General features: G+C 61.8%; 20 protein-coding genes. 10 read left to right on the top strand and 10 right to left on the bottom strand.

Annotation, left to right across the window (positions count from 1 at the left end; all coding sequences use genetic code 11):
* Window positions 1-120 precede the first annotated feature (120 nt).
* Entirely contained in the window at window positions 121-291 is a 171-nt protein-coding gene (locus ABUA09_RS08535; protein ID WP_156113824.1) for a hypothetical protein, read from the top strand.
* A gap of 246 nt (window positions 292-537) precedes the next feature.
* Here the strand turns inward: ABUA09_RS08535 and ABUA09_RS08530 are convergent, their stop codons facing one another.
* From ABUA09_RS08530 to ABUA09_RS08485, 10 genes are all read right to left on the bottom strand, one after another.
* Complete coding sequence (locus ABUA09_RS08530; RefSeq protein WP_349949305.1) at window positions 538-2,385, bottom strand: S-layer homology domain-containing protein; 1,848 nt, start codon at window positions 2,383-2,385, stop codon at window positions 538-540.
* 219 nt (window positions 2,386-2,604) lie between these two features.
* Window positions 2,605-3,207, bottom strand: coding sequence for a recombinase family protein (locus tag ABUA09_RS08525; protein ID WP_349949304.1), 603 nt, complete (start codon window positions 3,205-3,207; stop codon window positions 2,605-2,607).
* A 335-nt stretch (window positions 3,208-3,542) separates the two neighbouring features.
* Complete coding sequence (locus tag ABUA09_RS08520) at window positions 3,543-4,688, bottom strand: acyl-CoA dehydrogenase family protein (RefSeq protein ID WP_349949303.1); 1,146 nt, start codon at window positions 4,686-4,688, stop codon at window positions 3,543-3,545.
* A gap of 44 nt (window positions 4,689-4,732) precedes the next feature.
* Window positions 4,733-5,206, bottom strand: a complete 474-nt coding sequence (locus ABUA09_RS08515; RefSeq protein ID WP_195607735.1) for a MaoC/PaaZ C-terminal domain-containing protein — start codon at window positions 5,204-5,206, stop codon at window positions 4,733-4,735.
* Window positions 5,207-5,244: 38 nt separating this feature from the next.
* The gene (locus tag ABUA09_RS08510; protein ID WP_033118854.1) at window positions 5,245-5,721 is read right to left on the bottom strand and encodes a MaoC family dehydratase; all 477 of its coding nucleotides are present in this window, start codon (window positions 5,719-5,721) and stop codon (window positions 5,245-5,247) included.
* Window positions 5,722-5,773: 52 nt separating this feature from the next.
* Complete coding sequence (locus ABUA09_RS08505; RefSeq protein WP_349949302.1) at window positions 5,774-6,964, bottom strand: CaiB/BaiF CoA transferase family protein; 1,191 nt, start codon at window positions 6,962-6,964, stop codon at window positions 5,774-5,776.
* Window positions 6,965-7,083: 119 nt separating this feature from the next.
* Window positions 7,084-7,749 carry a hypothetical protein gene (locus ABUA09_RS08500; RefSeq protein ID WP_075705173.1) on the bottom strand — a complete coding sequence of 222 codons (666 nt, stop codon included), beginning with the start codon at window positions 7,747-7,749 and terminating at the stop codon, window positions 7,084-7,086.
* Window positions 7,750-7,768: 19 nt separating this feature from the next.
* The gene (locus ABUA09_RS08495; protein WP_033118851.1) at window positions 7,769-8,473 is read right to left on the bottom strand and encodes a DUF5058 family protein; all 705 of its coding nucleotides are present in this window, start codon (window positions 8,471-8,473) and stop codon (window positions 7,769-7,771) included.
* Between the two features lie 36 nt (window positions 8,474-8,509).
* On the bottom strand, window positions 8,510-9,616 hold the full coding sequence (locus tag ABUA09_RS08490) for a M20/M25/M40 family metallo-hydrolase (protein WP_195607737.1): 1,107 nt from the start codon (window positions 9,614-9,616) through the stop codon (window positions 8,510-8,512).
* 350 nt (window positions 9,617-9,966) lie between these two features.
* The gene (locus tag ABUA09_RS08485; RefSeq protein ID WP_052082845.1) at window positions 9,967-11,379 is read right to left on the bottom strand and encodes a sigma-54 interaction domain-containing protein; all 1,413 of its coding nucleotides are present in this window, start codon (window positions 11,377-11,379) and stop codon (window positions 9,967-9,969) included.
* 1,071 nt (window positions 11,380-12,450) lie between these two features.
* On the opposite strand from ABUA09_RS08485, the gene ABUA09_RS08480 reads away from it, so the two are divergent.
* The 9 genes from ABUA09_RS08480 (at window position 12,451) to pepT (ending at window position 21,283) form a co-directional block, all read left to right on the top strand.
* Entirely contained in the window at window positions 12,451-12,822 is a 372-nt protein-coding gene (locus ABUA09_RS08480) for a hypothetical protein (protein WP_033118849.1), read from the top strand.
* Window positions 12,823-12,909: 87 nt separating this feature from the next.
* Window positions 12,910-13,287 (top strand): hypothetical protein, encoded by a 378-nt coding sequence (locus ABUA09_RS08475; RefSeq protein WP_033118848.1) that lies wholly within the window; start codon window positions 12,910-12,912, stop codon window positions 13,285-13,287.
* An 11-nt stretch (window positions 13,288-13,298) separates the two neighbouring features.
* The gene (locus tag ABUA09_RS08470; RefSeq protein WP_195607739.1) at window positions 13,299-14,306 is read left to right on the top strand and encodes an aldo/keto reductase; all 1,008 of its coding nucleotides are present in this window, start codon (window positions 13,299-13,301) and stop codon (window positions 14,304-14,306) included.
* Between the two features lie 57 nt (window positions 14,307-14,363).
* On the top strand, window positions 14,364-16,013 hold the full coding sequence (locus ABUA09_RS08465) for an ABC transporter substrate-binding protein (protein WP_279204658.1): 1,650 nt from the start codon (window positions 14,364-14,366) through the stop codon (window positions 16,011-16,013).
* A 126-nt stretch (window positions 16,014-16,139) separates the two neighbouring features.
* On the top strand, window positions 16,140-17,105 hold the full coding sequence (locus ABUA09_RS08460) for an ABC transporter permease (RefSeq protein ID WP_075705177.1): 966 nt from the start codon (window positions 16,140-16,142) through the stop codon (window positions 17,103-17,105).
* A gap of 5 nt (window positions 17,106-17,110) precedes the next feature.
* On the top strand, window positions 17,111-18,016 hold the full coding sequence (locus ABUA09_RS08455) for an ABC transporter permease (protein ID WP_279204660.1): 906 nt from the start codon (window positions 17,111-17,113) through the stop codon (window positions 18,014-18,016).
* A gap of 10 nt (window positions 18,017-18,026) precedes the next feature.
* Entirely contained in the window at window positions 18,027-19,037 is a 1,011-nt protein-coding gene (locus ABUA09_RS08450; RefSeq protein ID WP_033118843.1) for an ABC transporter ATP-binding protein, read from the top strand.
* The gene (locus ABUA09_RS08445; RefSeq protein ID WP_349949301.1) at window positions 19,030-20,025 is read left to right on the top strand and encodes an ABC transporter ATP-binding protein; all 996 of its coding nucleotides are present in this window, start codon (window positions 19,030-19,032) and stop codon (window positions 20,023-20,025) included. The genes ABUA09_RS08450 and ABUA09_RS08445 overlap by 8 nt, the downstream gene beginning before the upstream one ends.
* Before the next feature lie 13 nt (window positions 20,026-20,038).
* Entirely contained in the window at window positions 20,039-21,283 is a 1,245-nt protein-coding gene (gene pepT / locus ABUA09_RS08440; RefSeq protein WP_195614390.1) for a peptidase T, read from the top strand.
* Window positions 21,284-21,299: the final 16 nt, after the last annotated feature.

Genomic DNA, 21,299 nt, shown 5'->3' with positions numbered 1-21,299 from the left:
GCCGGGCAGAGAGAAAAGCTTTCCGGAAAATTAGCGGACGGAGGTGCTATAATTTCAGAAAAGAGCCGCAGACCGACGGAGCGACCCGTCAAAATCGACCGCGGCGGAGAGGAGCATTTCATGCACAGCAAAGCGTATCTGGAGGCCAAGAAAGAGTTTGTGAACTGTATCGTGATGTCGCCGATCTGCCTCGGCGTGTCCCTGTTCCTCGCGTTTACGGAGTGGTATCCGATCATGAAGCGGGAACGTCTGAAGGAGGTCCAGGGCGAGCAGGAGGCCATGGCGGCCTGACCGGCCCGCGGCGGGATTAAAAGCGCTCCCCCCGGCGGATGGGACGGAGCAAGGATAGAAGAAGGAAAAAACGTACCGGCGCGGCAGATGCCGCGCCGGTACGTTTTCGTTTCAAACAGAAGAACGGCTTCGGCGCGCCGGAGCCTTGTGTGGGAAAGTGCCGGAACGGGAGGATACGGGACGGCCCGCATGGGGAAGGGCCCCATGCGGGCCGTCTCGTTCGACCTATCCGGTCTGCGCGGTGGGTTATGCCAGCGCGCGGTAGAGGAAGGTCACGATCTGAGCACGGGTGCACACCGCGTCGGGGGAGAACGTCGTCGCACTCGTCCCGGAGGTCACACCGCTGTTGGCCGCCCAGATCACCGCGTTGGTATAATATGTGTTGTCGGCCACATCCGCGAAGGAGGCGCCGCCGGACACGGCGGGAGAGCTCTCCGTGCGCCACAGGAACGTGGCCACCTGGGCGCGGGTGCAGCTGGCCTCGGGAGAGAAGGCGGTGGTGGAGGTACCGCTGGTGATGCCCTGTTCCACCGCCCACAGCACGGCGTCATAGTAATAGCTCCCGACGCTCACGTCCGCGAAGGGACTGACCGCGGCGGTGGGTGCGGGAGAGCCGTTGGCCCGCCACAGGAAGGTCACCACCTGGGCACGGGTGCAGACTCCGTCGGGGGCAAAGGTGGTGGCAGAGGTACCGGTCGTTACCCCGTTCTCTACCGCCCACCGGACCGCGTCGTAGTAATACGCGTCGGCGGGTACATCGGTGAAGGAAAGGGTGGTCTGCGCCTCCGATTTGACAAAGGCGGCCTGTACCGTCACCTTGCTGCCGGGCATGGTGAAGGTATAGGTCCCATCGTTCCGGTCGGTCAGAGCGACCTTGTCGCCGTTCTTGTCGGTGACGGTCAGCGTGTCCAGAACGTAGCCGCTGTCGGAGGTCACGGTGATGGTCACAGTGTCGCCCTTGTCGGCCCGGGTGGAACTGACCTTGACGGCACCGCCGGTAGCCTTCTCCACAGTAATGGCATAGCTGGAAGAGGAAGAGTTCCCGCCGCCGCCTCCACCGGAGCCGCCGCCGCTGTAGCTCCAGTGGGCATACAGCGTGGTGTCCTCCGTAAAGGTGTGTGGGGCCGTGATCCTGCCGCCGCCGCTGGAAGCGGTATACCAGCCGTCAAAGTCATAGCTGCCGCTTCTGGTGGGCGTGGGCAGGCTGTCCAGGACGCCTTCCGCGTCGGTATACAAGACGGAGGAAGGGACGGTGCCGCCGTTGGCGTCCAGCGTGATGACATACAGACGGACTACAGCGCCTTCGGCCTTCCAGGTGAGGGGCCCTCCGGCGTAGCCGGACACATCGGCGTCCACGCAGAGGACCTTGCCGGTGTTGTCGCTGGTGACGGTGTAGACGGGTTCGGTGCCCAGAACGGTATCGGGGCTGTCCTCGTAGTGCCACTTGTAGGAGGCATCGGGGTTTACAGGGTAGGAGCCGATGACCACAGTGGAGCCGTCTTTGTCGATGGCGGTGATGTTGGCGGTGAGCTTCTGCCCGACGGCGGGGACGGTGACAGGGGTGAAGCCGTCCGTGCCGTCCACCACGGAGACGGAGGAGAGCTTGGCGACGGGCTCCTCCGCAGTCACATTGACGGTGCAGCTCGCCTCCGCCAGGACGGCGTTGCCGTTGCTCAGATCCACCAGTTGGAAGGCGGCGGTATACTCGCCCTCCTTGTCAAAGGTGAGCGTCAGGCCGGTGGTCACATCATAGCCGGCGGCGACCGGGAAGCCCTCAGGGGGCCCCCACTGGCCGACCTCAGCCAGGTTCCACGCCTGCCCCTGGGTATCCGTGGCCATGATCCGGGGGCTGGAGCCTTCGGGGGACTGGGTGATCTGGACCTTGATCAGAGCGGCCTGGCAGGATTCTGCGCCGTCGCTGCCCTTCAGAGTCACACTTGCTCCGGTATATTCCTGATTTACCGTCAGCTCGGCGGGGGCGTTCACCTCAAAGGTGTACCCGGCTCCGCCGTCTCCTGCTGCCAGCACTGCAGCCGACAGCAGTGTCAGTACCATACACATAGACAAAAATACTGACAAAAGTCGTCTTTTCACGTAGTTTTCCTCCTTTTTACTATTTTGCTGGGACCCGCTTGAACAACCGCGAACGAGCACCTCCGTTCTTTTTTGAAAGTGTACTTTTTCGTGCGGAAATTCTGGGACACTTTTTTATGTAGAAACCTTGAAAAAAGAAAGATTTTAGAGTATTATGCCCATAGGTACTTGCCTAAATGCTGGTTTGTAAAAGTACGCTTTTTCAAATTGACAGCCGCTTCACTGTGTCGTGTCTTCAAACTTCGCCGCTTTGGCATAAAAGGTACCCTCCGGCATTCCGCAGGCCTCGGCTGCCTGACGGAGTGTTATTTTTTTGTTCCGCCACTGCCGGTGTACCTCACGGAAGTTTTCGGGCAGAGGCCGCGGCGGCCGCCCGAACCTGACCCCCCGGGCCTTTGCCGCGGCGATACCCTCCGCCTGTCGCTGTCGGATATTGGCCCGCTCGTTTTCCGCCACAAAAGAGAGCACCTGTAGGACGATGTCGCTTAAAAAGGCGCCCATGAGGTCCTTGCCCCACCGGGTGTCCAGAAGCGGCATGTCCAGCACCACGGTGTCCACCTCCCGCTCCTTGGTGAGGACGCGCCACTGCTCCAGGATCTCCTTGTAGTTGCGGCCCAACCGGTCGATGCTCTTGATATAGAGGATATCGTCCTTCTTCAGCCGACGCACCAGGCGGCGGTATTGAGGGCGGTCGAAGTCCTTTCCGCTCTGCTTGTCCGTAAAAATGTGCGTGCCGGGAATTTTCAGCTCCCGCATTGCGATGAGCTGCCGCTCCTCGTTCTGGTCCCTGGAGCTGACCCGAATATATCCGTATTCTGCCAACGTAAGCCCTCCTGTTCCAATTCATAGGCAAGTCTCCCGCCTTTCCCAGTTTACAGCAGCGGCGGGGCCGCCGCATTTCACGCCGCCCCGGCGTAGGTTGCGCCGCAGGGCGGGGGTCTTATACGCGGGCAGACCGTGCCCCTGACGGCCCGACCGCGGCTTTGGGCCGGAGCCTGTCGTTCTCACAGGGAGGGTGGGGAGGGACAATTCCACGGACACAGGGGCTGGGTCCGGCAGGGAAACCGGGAGAACCCGCGTTCCACCACAAAACAGAAAAAGGCGCCTCCCATACCGATCTTTCATCGGTATGGGAGGCGCTTTCCTCTGTGGCCGCGCTATTTGAGCATGGTGCCGGAGATGACCATCTGCTGGACCTGCGAGGAACCCTCATAGATGGAGGTGATGCGGACATCCCGGTAGAGCCGCTCGATCTCATACTCGCGGGAGTAGCCGTAGCCGCCGTGGAGCTGAAGGGACTGGTTGACAATAGAGACGGCGGCCTCGGCGGCAAAGTACTTGGCCATGGAGGCGGCCTTGTCCGCCGGCTGCCCGTTGTCCATGAGCCAGGCGGCGTGATACACCAGGCCGCGGGCGGCGTTGAGCCGGGTCTCCATATCGGCCAGCATAAAGGCGACGGCCTGGTTTTTGCACAGGGGGCGGCCGAACTGGACCCGGTTCTTGGTGTGAGATACCGCCAGGTCAACGGCCTCCTGGGCGATGCCCAGGGACATGGCGGCCACGCCGACGCGGCCTACGGACAGGGTCTTCATGGCGTTGAGAAAGCCCATGTCCACCTCGCCGATGACACAGTCGGCGCCCACACGCACGTCCTCCAGCACGATGTCGCTCACCGGGACGCCCCGCTGCCCCATCTTCTCCTCGTGCTTGCCGCAGGAGACGCCGGGCAGGGACATATCTACCACGAAGGCGGTGATGCCCTTGGCCCCCTTGTCGGGGCTGGTCTTGGCGTAGAGAATGGCCTGACTGGCCATGGGGGCGAAGGTGATGAAGCATTTGCGGCCGTTGAGGAGATAGCTGTCCCCGTCCCGCTCGGCCCGGGTGGTCAGGCTGGCCGCGTCGCTGCCGGCGTTGGGCTCGGTGAGGCCGAAGGCGATGAATCGCTCCCCGGCGGCCACCCCGGGCAGGTACGCCTGCTTCTGGGCCTCGGTGCCGGAGAGGACGATGGGGGCGGTGGCCAGGGAGTTGGCCGAGGAGAGAAAGAGGGTGGCGGTGACCGACTTCCGGGCCAGTTCCTCCATGGCGCAGACGTAGCTGCGCATATCCAGGCCCAGGCCGCCGTATGCCTCGGGGATTTTCAGGCCCAGAAAGCCCAACTCGGCCATCTGCTTCACCACGTCCAGGGGAAAGGCGTCGGTCCTGTCCACCTCGGCGGCGAGGGGGGAGAGAGTCCGGTCGGCAAAGTCACGGGCCATCTCGCGGATGCTCTCGTGATCCTCGTTGAAAAAGGGGGATGCGCTCATATGCTGTCTACCTCCGAAATCCTAAGTGATGGGCGGGGCCGCGGTTATATGTGCCCCTTTTCGCTGGAAATGAGGAGCACCAGGCGTTCCTCGGCCACCTGCTCGTCGTTCTGGTTGTAGACGAACACGTGGAACGTGATCAGCCCCCTACCGGGCGTTTTGGTGGGGCGCTTCTCCACCGGGATGAATTTGCAGTAGATGGTGTCCTCAAAGCGGACCGGCTCCTGATAGCTGATCTGCATGTCCAGCAGGGCCACGGTGGTGCCCTCAAACATCAGGGTCTGCGCCAGAAGGCCGGTGCTGACGATGAAGGTGACGTTGCCGTAGGCGATGCGGGAGCCGTAGATGGTGCTCTTGCCGTAGACGTCGTTGGTGTGGGTGGCGCTCCAGTCGCCGGAGAGACCGGCGAAATTTACGATGTCGGCCTCCGTGATGGTGCGCGCGCCGGTGATGAATTCCTCGCCCAGCTCCCACTGGTCGTAAGTCCTGCCGCGGAACTCGTAATCTCTGATTCCCATAGGGCTTGCTCCTCCTTAAAGCCTGTAAAGACAGGCGCTTATTCCATGTGGTCCCGGTCCGTGGCCATCAGGATGACCCAGGTCCCGTCCATGACCATCTCGTCCCGCTGATTGAACACGCAGATGCGGTAGGTGATGATGCCGCGGCCCGGCTTTTTGGACAGCCGCTTGGCGGTGGGGGTCATGGTGAGGCAGATGGTGTCGCCCACATAGACGGGCCGGAGGAAGCGCATCTGCTGGTCCAGAAGGCCGATATAGCTCCCATCCACCCACAGAGTCTGGCAGTCCAGGCCGTTTGCGATGATGAACGTGAGTCCGCCCGGTGCGATGGGGCGGCCGTACACGGTGTTTTCCGCGTAGAGTGCGTTGGTGTAGAGGGGGCTGTAGTCCCCGGAGAGGGAGCAGTAGCGGGCCACGTCGGCCTCGCAGATGGTGCGTGCGCCGGTGGTGTACACCCGGTCGAGCTCCCATTCGTCATAGAGCATGCCCTTGAAATCGTAATGAAGAACGCCCATAGTCTTGGTTCACTCCAATCATCCATGTTTCCCCCGGGAGGGGGAGAAGGGGTCAGCGGATCACGCCCTCGCTTCTGAGCCGCTCCCGCTCGGCGGCGGTATAGCCCAGGCCGGAGAGAATGGCGTCGGTGTGCTCGCCCAGGTGGGGGGGCATGGAACGGATCCGGCCGGGGGTCCGGCTCAGCTTCACGGGGATGCCCTTGTCCTTGTACTTGCCCATGCCCTCGTACTCCATATCCACCACCATCTCCCGGAATAGGATCTGCTCGTCCTGCATGACCTCGCTGATCTTCAGAACAGGGGCGTAGAGCTGGCCGTATTCGGTAAAGATCGCCTCGATCTCCTTCCGGGTGCGCTGGGAGGCCCAGTCCTGAATGATGTCGTGGAGCTCTCCGATGTGCGCCCAGCGCTGGGCGGAGGTCTTGTACGCCGGGTCCTCGCCCAGGTCGGGGCGGCCGATGGCCTGAGCAAAGCGGCTCCAGTCCCGGGGGGTGGAGTTGCCCAACTGGCAGTAGCCGTCCTTGGCCTCGAAGAGATCGTAGGGGTAGTCGGACAGGTCCCGGTTGCCGATCCGCTCCGGCTCCTGGCCCATCAGGGAGCACTGGACGAAGCAGTGCTGGAGCAGGGCCACCAGGGAGTCCACCATGGATACGTCGATGTACTGGCCCTGGCCGGTGCGCTCCCGGTGGTAGAGGGCGTACAGGATGCCCTGGGTGAGGAACATGCCGGCCACACTGTCGCCGAAGGCCACGCCGGAGGCGGTGGGTTTGCCCTCCGGCGCGGGCCAGCCGGTGACGTACATGAGGCCGCTGAGGGCCTCGGCCAGGTTGGAATAAGCGCCGCGGGTGGCGTAGGGGCCGGTCTGCCCGTAGCCGGAGAGGGAGGCCATGATGATGTCGGGCTTGACGGCGCGCATGGCCTCGTAGTCGATGCCCAGCCTCCGGGTCACGCCGGGGCGGAAATTTTCCACCACGATGTCGGCGTCCTTGACCAGCTCGAAGAGGATCCGCTTGCCCTCCGGGCTCTTCAGGTTGAGGGCCACGCTCTTTTTGTTCCGGTTCATGTACAGGAAATGGATACCCTGTCCGTTGACGGAGGGGTTCCAGCTCCGGGAGCCGTCGCCCCCGGCCGTATTTTCGATTTTGATGACCTCCGCGCCGAAGTCTGCCAACTGCATGGTGGCGATGGGGGCGGAGTAGGCGGTGCTCAGATCGACGACCTTGATGCCTTCCAGGACCTGCATAGGTAAAATTCTCCTTTTTTGATGATATGCGTGCAAAACAGGCGGGCAGTGATGGGGGCCGCGCTGCCGTCATCACTGCCCGCTGCTGTGGCTGAAGCACTTCGCGGGCGGCTCCGGGGTCAGGAGGCCTTGGCGGAGTCCTTCTTTTTCCAATAGGTGAACATAATGCGGGAGACGAACATGCCGGTGATGACCACGAAGAGGGTGATCCACACGCTGGAGAGACCCAACGCCTTGAAGAGGAGGAAGAACACCACGCCGGCGATGATGAGGGGGAGGTTGTACTTCACATTCTTCATGGCGTAATCCATAATGATGGCGCCGAAGATGGCGGGGGTGATATAGGAGAAGGCGGCGGTGACGGCGGCGGGCAGGGCCGAGATGAGGCCGCTGCCTACGAAGGTGACCAGGGTGAGGACGGCCACGGTGACGAAGTTGCTCACGGCGGCGGACATAGTGGAGATAACATTGCCCTCCGGAGTGCCGGCCTCAATGCCGGCGGCCTTCTGACCGGCGGAGATGGCGGGCATACGCAGGTCGGCCACGTTGCCGGTGGTCCAGCTCAGGCAGGAGGCCCCCACACCCATGGCGGGATAGAAGGTGAGGGGCTGCACGATCCAGCCCACCAGGAAGGAGGCGATGAGCATGCTGACGATGGAGCCCATCTCAGAGGCGGTGGGAATGATGCCGTACTGGAAAAAGAGGTATAGTCCGGGCAGAAAGCTGACGACAGCCGCGCAGGCCATGGTGCACAGACCCAGCCGCAGGCACTTTTTATCAAACATGATGGAAACTCCCCTTTCCTTAAACAGCGAAGAAGATCTGGGCCAGCGCCGCGCCCACGATGATGGCAATGCCCAGGGACAGTTCCTGGAGGCGCTTGTTCTTGCGGAAGACCTTGTTCATGACGAACATGGTGATGGCGCCGAAGACGGCGGCGGCGATGTAGGGACTGGTCTTCTGATAGACGGTGTTGAGCAACAGGTAGGTGAACAGACTCACCAGGCACCCGGCCATGAGCAGCTTGACCCACTTGGCATCGAATTTTTCATTGAGCGTCCTGGTCAACTTGCCGCCCAGGGCGATGGTGACCATGGCGCCCACCAGCCAGCCGGCCACGTCGATGCCCTGGGCCCAGACGGCGTAAGAGAAGTTTTGCAGGTCCCACTCAGGGGTGCCTTCGGCGGCGGTGACCATATCGGAGACCATGCTGGCGATGGCCAGCTCAGAGCGCCCGGAGCCCACGTCGTTCATGCGCATCCAGGCCGTGGGGCCGCCCAGCGTGGTCATCAGGGTGATGAGCATGATGGACAGGGCCAGGGCGGGGCCGACGGCGGTGACGGCTGCGGAACGCATGGCCTCTTTCTGCTGCTCGGCGGGAAGACCCAGGGTGGTGGCCTCCTTCCGGGAGAGCTTCAGATACAGCACGGCCTGGATTAGGATGATGGCGATCATGAACGCCGCACAGATCCACATACCAAGATTGTTTTGAATCACAGAAATGTCCATATATTCTCCCTCTTTATCACAATATTCTCCGCGGACTCAGACCGCGGCGCTCTCCAGGATGATCTGCTCCACCATCTCGCCGGAGCGAATGAGGTCCTCCAGCTCCAGCACCTCGTTGACCGTGTGGTTGCCGGAGTAGCCGGTGGCCAGCCCCACACATTCGATGCCGTAGCCGTTGAGGCGGTTGGCGTCCAGGCCGCCCGCGCCGTGCTGTACGCTGATGGGGATGCCCAGCTTGGAGAAAACCCGCTCCATGATCCGGATGGGCGGCCGGTCGGAGGGCACATAGAAGGAGGGGTAGTTGACCACATAGCTGGCGTCCATCTTGGCGCCCGTCTCCTCCGCCACCTGAGCCGCGGCATCCACAAAGGCATTGAGATAGGCGGCGAGCTTGTCGTTGTCGCGGCTCATGGCGAAGGCCTTGGCGCTGGCCTTGTCGGGGATGGCGTTGCAGGGACCGGGGGCCACCAGATAGGACCAGTTGAGCACGGTTTCATCGTCGATGCGTCCGTCGCCCAGCCGGGACAGGAGCAGCACCGCCGCCCGGGTGGCGCTGACGCCCAGCTCGGGATAGGCGGCGTGGGCGGACTTGCCCGTCACCTCCAGGAAGAGCTCCGCCTTCCCCATGGCGGAGTCCAGGACCTTGCCGATGCGGCCGGGGGAGTCCAGTACAAAGCCAAATTTGGACTGGAACTGGGCGGGGTCCAGATGCAGGGTGCCCTGCACGCCGATCTCTTCACATACCGAGAAGAGCACCTCCACCCGAGGGTGCCTGGCGCCGGATGCCTGGACCCGGCGCAGGCCGTCCAGAATGGCGGCCACGCCGGAGAGGTCGTCGGCGGCCAGGACCGTGGTGCCGTCGGAGACGATCTTTCCATCCCGGACCTGCGGCTTGATGCCGAAGCCGTTCTGGACCCGGTCCACGTGGGCCGCCAGCAGGACTGAGCCCTCCGTCTGTCCCTCCAGCACCGCGATCAGATTTCCGGCGGTGCCGTCCACCTTGGACGCGGTGTCGTCCTCCCGGACGGTACAGCCCAGGGCCTCCAGCTTTCCCTTCAGCGCGTCCACCATGGCGCGCTCCTGACGGGAGACCGTGTCGATCTCCGCCAGCTCGATGAATTCTTCTACAATCGGTACTGCCATGCTGCTTCCTCCTTGTTTGTTATGGTATCCCAACGCTGCGGCACATGCGCTCCCTCGCAGAATGTCCTCCCTTGGACACCCTGTGGTATTGCAACCGGCGTGCCAATTTTCGGCCCCTCCGCGGAAACCATTGCAAATACAGGGCTTTCTGTACCTGAACACGGATTGGCGGATGTGACCGGTGTGTAAACTAAAATTTACACACCGGATCAAAAAAAGAGAAAAGCCGCCTGAAAATACCCGTTGAAGAGGCTGAAAACGCCGGAGCATGTGATGAAAAAACGGCAGGTGTAAACTTTTTGATAAAACATTCAAAAAGTTTACACCTGCCGTTTCGGTTCGACGGGGGTTCAGATCTGATACTGCTTGATCTTGCGGTGAAGCATCTGCCGGGAGATGCCCAGCACCTCCGCCGCCCGTTTTTTATTGCCGCCGGACTGCTTGAGCACACTGGCGATGATATCCCGCTCCAGCTCGTCCATCATCTGGGGGAGCGGGAGCTGGCGTCCGGTCTTGAGCGGGCTGGAATCCAGGTGGACGGCGGGCTGTCGGGTGTCCACCCAATAGAAGTTGGAGAGCATCAGCACGTTTTTCCAGGTGGAGGCCATGGCTCGCTCCACCCAGTTCTGGAGCTGGCGGACATTGCCCGGCCAGGGCTGGGCCTGCATGTATTCGTAGACCTTGGGATCGATCTGGTCCACGTTCTTCTCCATCTCCAGGTTGCAGCGCTGAACGAAGAGGCGGATGAGGTCGGGGATGTCCTCGGTGCGCTCCCGGAGAGGGGGCACCGCGATGTGAAGGACGTTGAGCCGATAGTAGAGATCCTCCCGGAAGGCGCCCTCGGCCACCATCTGCTCCAAGGGACAGTTGGAGATGGCGATGACCCGCACGTTGATGGGGATGGATTTGTCTCCGCCCACCCGGTCCACCCGCCGCTCCTGAAGGACGCGGAGGAGCTTGGCCTGGGCGGACAGACTCAGGGAGTTGATCTCATCCAACAGGATTACGCCCTCGTTGGCCAACTCGAAAAGGCCCAGCTTGCCGCCCCGGCGGGCGCCGGTGAAGGCCCCCTCCTCATAGCCGAAAAGCTCGGATTCGATGAGCTCCTGCGGGATGGCGGCGCAGTTGAGGGTGACGAACCGCTTCCCGCTCCGGGCGCTGGCGGAAAAGACCTCGTTGGCCACCACCTCCTTGCCGGTCCCCGTTTCTCCCTCGATGAGGAGGGTGGCGTTGGTCTTGGCCGCCAGGAGGATCTCCCGCTTGAGCTGGACCACCGCGGTGCTGCTCCCCACAAAGCGGGCGTTGGTGTTGGACCGCTTGGCCGCGTGGAGATACTGGTATTCGTCCACCAGCTCGTTGAGCTTGTCGTAGAGCCCCCGGTAACGCCGAAGCCAGGTCTGGCCGTCGTAGATCATGTCCCCTACGTGGGCCCCCTTTTCATCCATCAAGGGGGAGCGGATAAAGATGGGGATATAGCCGTCTGATTTGCCGGGCACGGCATCCACGTGGGGGATAAAGGGGATGTCGAAGTCACGGATGTCCAGGATGACGGGGGCCTTGATCCGGCTGAACAGCTCCGCCATGGTCATCCCCTCTATGTCCGCGGGGGTCTTTCCGAATTCGGCGGCGTATTTCTCGTTGATAAAGACGATGCGCCCCTCGCCGTTCACCACCAGCTTTTCGCTGTAGTTCTCCAGTTCGGCCCGGTACAGGGCCTCCTTCTCCACAGCAGAGCACGCCGTAAACCAGTCCTTGCGATTCATGCCCGTTCCCCCTTTCGACAGTGTGGCAAATAGCTGTTCTGATCCGCGGAACAAACGGAGACTCTCCCGCTAAAATACGCCGACAGCGCCCGGAGCACAGCCGCTTTTCGGCTATTATAGCACAGTGCGGGTCCCTGTGCAGGAAAAAATCTGAGGAGGCCCGTTGACAGAGCGGGGAAAAGGTGGTGTTATCCAATAACATATTACACCGATAGGAATTAAAGGGATAAGAGGGGAGGCGTTTTCTTGTGAGCACGATCTTTCAGGTGTTACTGCGGCAGAACTTCCGCTGTGGACGAATGGAGAGCATCCGGGCAGTCAGTATGGCCGGGCGCGCAGCCATGTCCTCCTTGCGCCCGCGGTGAGCCCATGCGCCGAACGCCATATTTCCTGCCCGGGAGCCGTCCGACGGCCTCCGGGTTTTTTACTGCGCCGGAGTGGACGGATGGGGGAAAGGGCGGCCAGCGGAATCGGCAAAAATATGGATATATATTCAAAAAGGAGGGTGTCTCATGGGGGATTGGGAAAAGAGACAAAAGAAAGCGAAAGAAAGGTAAAATTCTGAGATAAACTGCTATTGACATCCCTGGAGAAGCGGCGTATGATAGAGCCTATCAGGAAGCCAATGGCGGGTCTGCGCCATTGGCTTCCTGACTTTTTATGCCTTAAAATAGCAAAATGGTAGGAAAAATAGGAGAAAAAGCGGAAGAAACCATACCTCCGGAGGACGCGGCGGGGAGAGACGGGCCGGGACGGGGACAGTCAGCTTTGCGGGGAGGAAACCGGGCGGTCCCAAAGGTATCCTGAGACTGGACGAGACAAAGAGAGAGCGGGCGGCGGGGGAGGAAATCGTCTCAATTGTCTCAAAATAAGACGTTTTTTGAGACGGAACGGCCGCATCCGAATTTCTCCCCGTGAAAAAGCAGAAAAATGCGGGGCCATCTCCGTGGGGATTGTCAATTGTTTATTCATACCGGACCATCGTATAATGATAGAAACAACGCAGGGGCGGACCAGACTCTGAACCTGTACTTGCTTGACCAATTATGAGAAGGAAAGGAAGTTGTAAGCATGGCTACCATTTTCGGCGTCACCTCGCTGGAGCTCACCGAAGAACAGGAAAAAGCCCTGAGCGCCGCTCTAATCAAAGACCTGGGCACGCTCTACACCCACGCCCTGAGCTTCTACCTCAGCAAGATCCCCCAGGAGGACGCCCGCGGGGGCGCCGTGGATCAGATCACCTTCTTTGTCTGCGTCCCACCCTACATTCCGCTGGAGAAAAAGAGACAGACCATTGAGCTGCTCAACAACACCATGGTCCGGGAGGTGGGCTACAAGGGAGAGATGAAGGTCATCGTGCTCTTCCAGTACCACGACGACGAGGGCGTGGGCAAGGACGGAGAGCTCTTTGCCGACTTCAAGGCCCGCCAGGCCCAGCAGTAACGGGCAAAATGCCCCAATCCACCGCATAGATCAAAAAATGAAAAACCGCCGCTCCGCGCGGCGCAGTATGAGAAAGGAAGATCGGTTATGGCCACTATTTTTGCTGCTACCTCTCTGGAGCTGGAGCCCGAAAAGAAGAAGGAGCTCATCGACGCCCTGGGCGAGACCATTGGAACCATTTTCAAGACCTACTCCCTCTACTACACTCCCGTGCCCGCTGAAAATGTCTCCGAGGGCGCCAAGGATCAGATGACCTTCTTTGTGTTCGTACCGCCCTATATGGAGATCGACCGCCGCCGCCAGCTTATCAAGGTGCTCAACGACACCATGGTGCGCGTGGTGGGCTACAAGGGCCCCCTGAAGGTCATCGTGATCTTTAAGTACCACGACGACGAGGCCTGCGGTGTGGACGGCGTGCTGCGCGCGGATGCCAAGGCCGCGGCTGCCGCTGAGAAAAAAGGCTGAGGTAACGGCATATGGAGTACATGAAGATCGGTCATACCGATATTAACGCCTCTGCCATTACCTTCGGCGCCATGCCCATCGGCGGCGGTACCTGGTGGAGCGGATCTGACGACAAGGTCTCTATCGACACCATCCACCGGGCCTATGACTTGGGGATCAACACCATCGACACCGCCCCCATTTACGGCCTGGGCCACAGCGAGGAAGTGGTGGGCAAGGCCATCGCCGGCCAGCGGGACAAGTATGTGATCTCCACCAAGGCCACCTTTGACTGGGATACCGGCGAGGGCCGCTTCTGGCACGAGGTGGACGGCCACAAGGTGTATGTGGCCCACGGCTACAAGGACATTATCAAGGACTGCGAAAACAGCCTGAAGCGCCTGGGCACCGACTACATCGACATCTACTACACCCACAACCCTGTCCGCGACCCGGCGTGGTTGGAGAAGTATCCGGTGGAGGATACGGTCCGCGCCCTGATGGATCTGAAGAAGGCGGGCAAGATCCGCTGCATCGGCTCCTCCAACGTGGATCCCGAGCACATCGAAGCCTACATGGCCTGTGGCTGTGAAATTGACATCATCCAGCGCAAGTACACCATTTTGGCCCGCGGGGTGGAAGAGAATATCCTCCCCATCTGCGAGAAGTATGGTATGACCTTCCACGCCTACGCCCCCATTGAGCGCGGCCTGCTCACCGGCACGGTGACCAAGGATCGCGTGGTGCCCCCCGGAGACGCCCGGGAGGATCAGGCCTGGTGGGCCCCCGACAAGCTGCCCCACGCCATCGACTTCGTGGACGGCTTGAAGGACATCTGCGAGGAGTACCACTGCACCCAGACCGACTTGGCCATCGCCTTCATCCGTCACAACAGACCCTATGTTAATGTGATCTACGGCGCCCGGAAGATCAAGCATCTGGAGGCCGGCGCGGCCACTGTCAACGTCACCCTCCGGGACGACACGGTGGCGGAGATCCGCCGCCGGGCCGAGGAGCTGGAGGCCAAATACGGCGGCTGATCCGGGAAGTCCCGGTTTGATACCTGCACAGATCCAAACAAAAGGAGGCCAAGTGAAATGAAAAAGCTACTTGCACTGATCCTCAGCGGCGCCCTTGTGGTAAGCAGCCTGGCCGGCTGCTCCGGAGGCAGCTCCGGTACCGCCACCCCCACCCCGGCCCCCGCGGACACCTCCGCGCCGGCCGATACCTCCGCCCCCGCCGACGCCGGTGAGCCCGTCTACGGCGGCGAGCTGAAGGTGGCCCTCAACCGCACCATCAACGCCGGCGCCCTGGACCCCGTGCTGGCCAACAGCACCACCTGCGACCAGGTCTGCCTCCAGTATGGCGACACGCTGGTCCAGGAGACTGCCGATGCGGTGGACTATTTGCCCAGCCTGGCCACTGACTGGACCATCAGCGAGGACGGCAAGGTCTACACCTTTACCATCCGTGAGGGCGTCCATTTCCAGAAGGGCCAATACCAGGACGGTCGTGAGCTGACCCCCGAGGACGTGGCCTGGTCCCTGAACCGTGCCCATGAGGAGTCCTGGTGGGGCTACCTGCCCTTCTTCGACCACGCCGAGGTCCAGGACGGCAAGGTGGTCTGCTACCTGGAAAACGCCAACGCCACCTTCCTCCATGAGCTGACCAGCACCTCCGGCATTATCGTGGCCAGAGAGGAAGTGGAGGGCTGGGGGAGCAATGAGGACTTCGGTTCCCATCCCATCAGCACCGGTCCCTTCATCATTTCCGAGCATGTGCCCGACCAGTACACCAAGCTGGTGAAGAACCCCGACTACTGGGGGGTGGAGCCCTATCTGGACGCCATCACCTACTACATCATCACCGACGAGGCCCAGGCCATGAACGCCCTGACCACCGGAGAGGTGGACATCGTGCTGACCGTCAGCGGCAACTACATCCAGCAGGTCAAGGACACGGCTGGTCTGGTTCTGTCCCAGGCGCCCGAGAGCCGCCTGTCCTATCTGGGCTTCAACCTGAGCGATCCCGTTCTCTCCGACAAGAAGGTCCGTGACGCCATCTCCATGGCCATCGACCGCAAGCAGATCGCCGACGGCGTATACGCCAACGGCGACGGCGCCGCCTCCTATCTGCCCGTGCCCATCACTTCCTGGGGCTATGACGCCTCCTTGGAGTCCCTGGTCCCCGCCTATGACCCCGAGGGAGCCAAGGCCCTGCTGGAGGAGGCCGGCTACGGCAGCGGCCTGAATCTGGTGCTGACCGTGGGCACTGCCGATTCCTATGTCCGCGCCGCCACCATCATCCAGGCCATGCTGAGTCAGATCGGCATCAACGTGGAGATCCAGAGCCTGTCCTCCACCGAGATCACCGACCGCTACCTCAACAACACCGTGCAGCTCTTCATCGGCGGCCAGGGCGGCTCCGCCGACCCCGGCACCTTCGTGGGCAACTTCCTGAGCACCGCCAAGCTGCACACCAACTTCAACGCTTTCTGCTACAGCGACCCCGAGACCGACAAGATCGTCAATGCGGCCGGCGCCGAGACAGACCGTGCCAAGCGCACCGAGCTCTATCACGAGCTCATCAAGGAGGCGCTGGACACCAACATCGGTGTGTTCTACGCCACCTCCTACCTCTCCTGGGGCCTGAACGAGCGCGTCCACGGCTATGTGCAGGAGAACAAGTCCGTCATGCGCGTGTGCGGGCTTGAGGGCACCGGCATCAACATTTGGGTCACTGAATAAAGAAAGAAACCCGGTTTGTGAAATAACAGAGCCGGAAGCAGCATGGATTCACCGGGATTCATGCTGCTTCCTTTATCAAAAATTCCAGCCGGGAGGCCGTAATTTAGGACGAAAGGTAGGACTACCATGCAAAAAGTGATCCTGAAACGCCTGCTGCAGCTCATCCCGACGCTGTTGGTCGTCATTACTTTCACCTTTGCGGCGACGCGGCTGATCCCGGGCGATCCGGTCGCGGCCATGCTGGGTGAACAGTACGACGCCACCAAGGTCGACGCGCTGCGGGAGGAGCTGGGGCTCAACGACCCCATCCCGGTCCAGTTCGGACACTATCTCGTGGATATCCTCCACGGCGACTTCGGAGACTCCTATTATTTCAACACCAGCGCCATGAATATGATCAAGGCCCGGCTGCCCAACACCCTGATGCTCTCGGTGACCAGTCTGTGCATCGCCATTCTGGTGGGTGTGTTCTTCGGGGTCATCTCCGCGCGAAGACAGTCGAGTATCCTGGATTACGCCCTGACCGTCATCTCCCTCTTCGGCGTGTCCGCGCCGGTATTCTGGGTGGCGATCATGATGGTCCTCCTCTTCTCGGTGAACCTGGGGTGGCTGCCCAGCTTCGGTATGGTCACCATCGCCCAGGGCGGCTTTGTGGAATTTCTCCGCCACATCGCCCTGCCCTGCGCGTGCCTGGCGGTGATCCCCATGGGAACCTTCATGCGGATCACCCGCTCGAGCATGATCGACTCCCTGGGCAGCGATTCCGTCCGCGCCCTGCGGGCCCGCGGCGTCAGTGAGAAGTCCATCGTCTGGAAGCACGCCCTCAAGAACGCCCTGCCCCCCATCCTCACCGTGGTTGGCATGCAATTTGCGGGGTGCTTCGCCGGCGCGGTGCTGACCGAGAACATCTTCTCCTGGCCCGGCATGGGCACCATGATTTCCTCCGCCATCGACAACCGCGACTACTCCCTCATCCAGGCCACGGTCCTGGTGGTGGCCCTGGCCTTCGTCATCATCAATCTGATCACCGATATCCTCTACATGGTCATCAACCCGAAGGTGGCCATCGACGCAGAGAACGGGGGGATGTAACAGTTATGGAAGAGAAAGTCCTCAACGGCTCCATTTCCAAGGAGGCCCAGGCCGCCATGATCCGCAAGGAGCGGACGGCCAACAATGCCTGGCACAAATTCTGCCGCAACAAGTCGGCCGTGGTGGGTCTGATCATCATCAGTCTGATGATCCTCATGGGCGTGCTGGCCCCGGTGCTCTCCCCCCACGACCCCAATCAGATCAACGTCCTGCAGACCTACCTGCCGCCCTTCTCCGAGGGTCATATCCTGGGCACCGACGACCTGGGGCGCGACCTCCTCAGCCGGCTCCTCTACGGCGCCCGGATGAGCATCGTGGTGGCCATCGGCGCCACTGTGCTGGGCGGCGTCATCGGCATCCTGCTGGGGCTCATCTCCGGCTACACCGGCGGCGTGGTGGACGCGGTCATCATGCGCATCATGGACGGCATGTTCGCCTTCCCCTTCATCCTGCTGTCCATCCTGCTGGTGACCATTCTGGGCTCCGGCGTATTCAACGTCATTCTGGCCATCGGCATCGGCAATGTGCCCCGGTTCGCCCGGGTGGTCCGAAGCAAGGTCATGGTGACCAAAAACGAGGAGTTCTGCAACGCCGAGCGCATCCTGGGGGCGTCCTCCCTGCGGATCATGTTCTCCCACATCCTGCCCAACACGGTCTCTGAGGTGGTGGTCTACGCCACCCTGTGCGTGGGCAGCGCCATCATCTCCGAGGCCAGCCTGAGCTTTCTGGGCCTGGGCATCCTCATCCCCACCCCCTCCTGGGGCAACATCCTCCGGGGCGGGCGCGGGTGCCTGACGACGGCGCCCCACATCGCGACCATTTCCGGCCTGCTCATCTTCATTGCGGTCATCGGCTTCAATCTGGTGGGCGACGGCATTCGCGATGTGATGGACCCGAAAATGAAAAAGTAAGGAGAGGCAAATGGACGAGCTGATTTTAGAGGTCAATAACCTCAAGACTTACTTTTTCCTGGCCAGCGGCGTGGCCAAGGCCGTAGACGGCGTGAGCTTCCAGCTCCACAAGGGCGAGACCCTGGGCGTGGTGGGCGAGTCCGGCTCGGGAAAAAGTGTAATGTCCAAGTGCGTCATCCGCCTGTTGGAAAAGGTGGGGCGCATCGTGGAGGGCGAAATCAAATTCGAAGGCCGAGACGTGCTCTCCTTCTCGGAGAAGGAGCTCATGGCGTACCGCGGCCAGGATGTCAGCATGATCTTCCAGGACCCCATGACCTCCCTGGACCCGGTGTTCCGGGTTGGGGACCAGATGATGGAGAACCTGCGCATCCACCGGGGCCTGGACAAGGCGGAGGCCAGAAAGGTGGCCATCGAGGCACTGCGCTCGGTGGGGATCCCCAATCCGGAGGCCCGCTTTGAGGCCTATCCCTTCGAGCTCTCCGGCGGCATGTGCCAGCGCGTCATCATCGCCATGGCCCTGTGCTGCAACGCCAAGGTCATCGTGGCCGACGAGCCCACCACTGCCCTGGACGTGACCGTCCAGGCCCAGGTGCTCCGGCTGCTGAAGAACCTCCAGAAGGAGAACGGCATGGCACTCATGCTCATCACCCACAACCTGGGCGTGGTGTGGGATATGTGCGACAAGGTGATGGTCATGTACGCCGGCAAGATCGTGGAGATGGCGTCGGTGAAGGACCTGTACGGCAGCCCCATGCACCCCTATACCTGGGGACTTCTGGACTCCATGCCGTCCCTGTCCACCGAGCGCAAGACCGCGCTCAAGACCATCGCGGGGACCCCGCCGGATCTGCGCCTCACCGGCAAGTGCTGCAACTTCTACAACCGCTGCCCCTATGCCCAGACCATCTGCACCGAGTGTGTGCCGGAGCTCAAGGAGCTCGCGCCGGGCCATCTGGTGGCCTGCCACCGGCAGAACGGCGTGGAGCGGCTGGAACGAGAGGAGGGAGCCGACCGTGGCTGAACAGGAAGTCCTGCTGGAAGTCCGTGACCTGTGCAAGAACTTTAAGGTGCGCTCCCGCAAGATAGGGGAGCGCGCCCAGCTCCTCCACGCCCTCTCCCATGTCAATCTGAAGGTGTACCGGGGCGAGACCCTGGGCGTGGTGGGCGAGTCCGGCTCGGGAAAAAGTGTAATGTCCAAGTGCGTCATCCGCCTGTTGGAAAAGGTGGGGCGCATCGTGGAGGGCGAAATCAAATTCGAAGGCCGGGATGTGCTCTCCTTCTCGGAGAAGGAGCTCATGGCGTACCGCGGCCAGGATGTCAGCATGATCTTCCAGGACCCCCTGACCTCCCTGGACCCCCGCAAGACCTGCGGCAAGATCGTGGAGGGGCCCATGATCATCCACAAGACCGTCACCGACAGCGCCCAGCGGCAGGAGCGGGTGCGGGAGCTCATGAGCGTGGTGGGCCTGGACGCCCAGCACGTCCACCGCTTCCCCCACGAGTTCTCCGGCGGCCAGCGCCAGCGCATCAACATCACCCGGGCCCTCTCCCTTAATCCCGACCTGCTGGTGTGCGACGAGCCGGTCTCCGCCCTGGACGTGTCCATTCAGGCCCAGGTGCTCAACCTCTTCGGGCGGCTCCAGGAGGAGTTCGGGCTCACCTATGTATTCATCTCCCACGACCTGAGCGTCATCAAACACATCAGCGACCGGATCGCCATCATGTACCTGGGTCAGGTGGTGGAGCTGTGCGGCGCCGAGGGGATCTACGACAATCCGCTCCACCCCTACACCCGGGCGCTCCTCTTCGCCGTGCCGCCCTCGAGCCCCTTTGAGGAGAAGAAGACCATTGAGCTCAAGGGCGACATCCCCAGTCCCATCGGGGACCAGGTGGGTTGTCCGCTGGCCTCCCGGTGCCCCCACTGCACCGACCGGTGCCGGCAGGAGTGCCCCTCGCTGAAGGAACAGGAACCCGGACATCAGGTGGCCTGCTTCCTCTACGAATCATAAGGAGAGGATCAAAATGCGGGTAGAGGAACGTTTTCTCCGGTACGTGGCCGTCAACACCCAGTCCGCCGCGGGGCGGGAGCAGATCCCCAGCACCGAGTGCCAGTGGGATCTGGCCCGGCTCCTGGCGGAGGAGCTCCGGTCCCTGGGTGTGGAGGACGCCCGTGTGGACGGGCACTGCTACGTCATGGGGACCCTCCCTTCCAACCTCCCGGAGGGTGGGGAGGGGGTGGCCCTGGGCCTGATCGCCCATATGGACACCGCCACCGAGACCAGCGGCGCGGGGGTCAGGCCCCGGATCGTGAAGGACTACGACGGCGGGACCATCGTCCTCAACGAGGCTCTGGGCATGACTATGGGCCCCGACGTATACGAGAGTTTGAACAAGCACCTGGGGGAGGACCTGATCGTCACCGACGGCACCACCCTCCTGGGGGCGGACAACAAGGCCGGCGTGGCCGAGATCATGACCCTGGTGGAGTATCTCCAGACCCACCCGGAGGTGCCCCACGGCAAGCTGTGCATCGGCTTCACCCCGGACGAGGAGGTGGGGCACGGGGCCAACGCCTTCGACATCGCCGCCTTTGGCGCAGCCCTGGCGTACACCGTGGACGGCGGTGAGCTGGGCGAACTGGAGTACGAGAACTTCAACGCCGCCGCCGCCGAGGTGGAGGTGACGGGAAACGTCATCCATCCCGGCTACGCCAAGAACAAGATGAAAAACGCCGCCCTCATCGCGGCCCGCTTCCAGGCCATGCTGCCCGAAGGGGAGACCCCCGCCCACACCGAGGGGTACGAGGGCTTCTATCACCTCCAGAAGATGGAGGGCGACATCGCCCACGCCAGGCTGAGCTACATCATCCGGGATCACGACCGGACTTGCTTCGAGGCCCGGAAGGCGTTTCTGGGGGAGGTCCGGGACCGGCTCAACGCACAATACGGCCCGGACACGGTACGCCTCACGGTGCGGGACTCCTACTTTAATATGAAGGAGCAGATCCTGCCCCACATGGAACTCATCGACAAGGCCCGGGAGGCCATGGAGGAGGAGGGCATCACCCCTCTCGCCGTCCCTGTACGGGGCGGCACCGACGGAGCCAGGCTCTCCTACATGGGCCTGCCCTGCCCCAACCTGTGCTGCGGGGCCCTCAACACCCACGGCCCTTATGAGTACTGCTCCATCCAGGATATGGAGAAGATCGTCGCCATGCTCATCCGGCTGGTGCAGAAATTCGGGGGGAAAAACGGTCGTGAAGCCTGAAATCTACAACGCCTAT

The sequence above is a fragment of the Intestinimonas sp. RTP31139st1_F5_RTP31139_211217 genome (assembly GCF_040226735.1).
In the GTDB taxonomy this organism is placed as follows: domain Bacteria; phylum Bacillota; class Clostridia; order Oscillospirales; family Oscillospiraceae; genus Intestinimonas; species Intestinimonas butyriciproducens.
The sequence above is the reverse complement of the archived record's forward strand: the minus strand, read 5'-3'. Positions and strand labels throughout refer to the sequence as shown.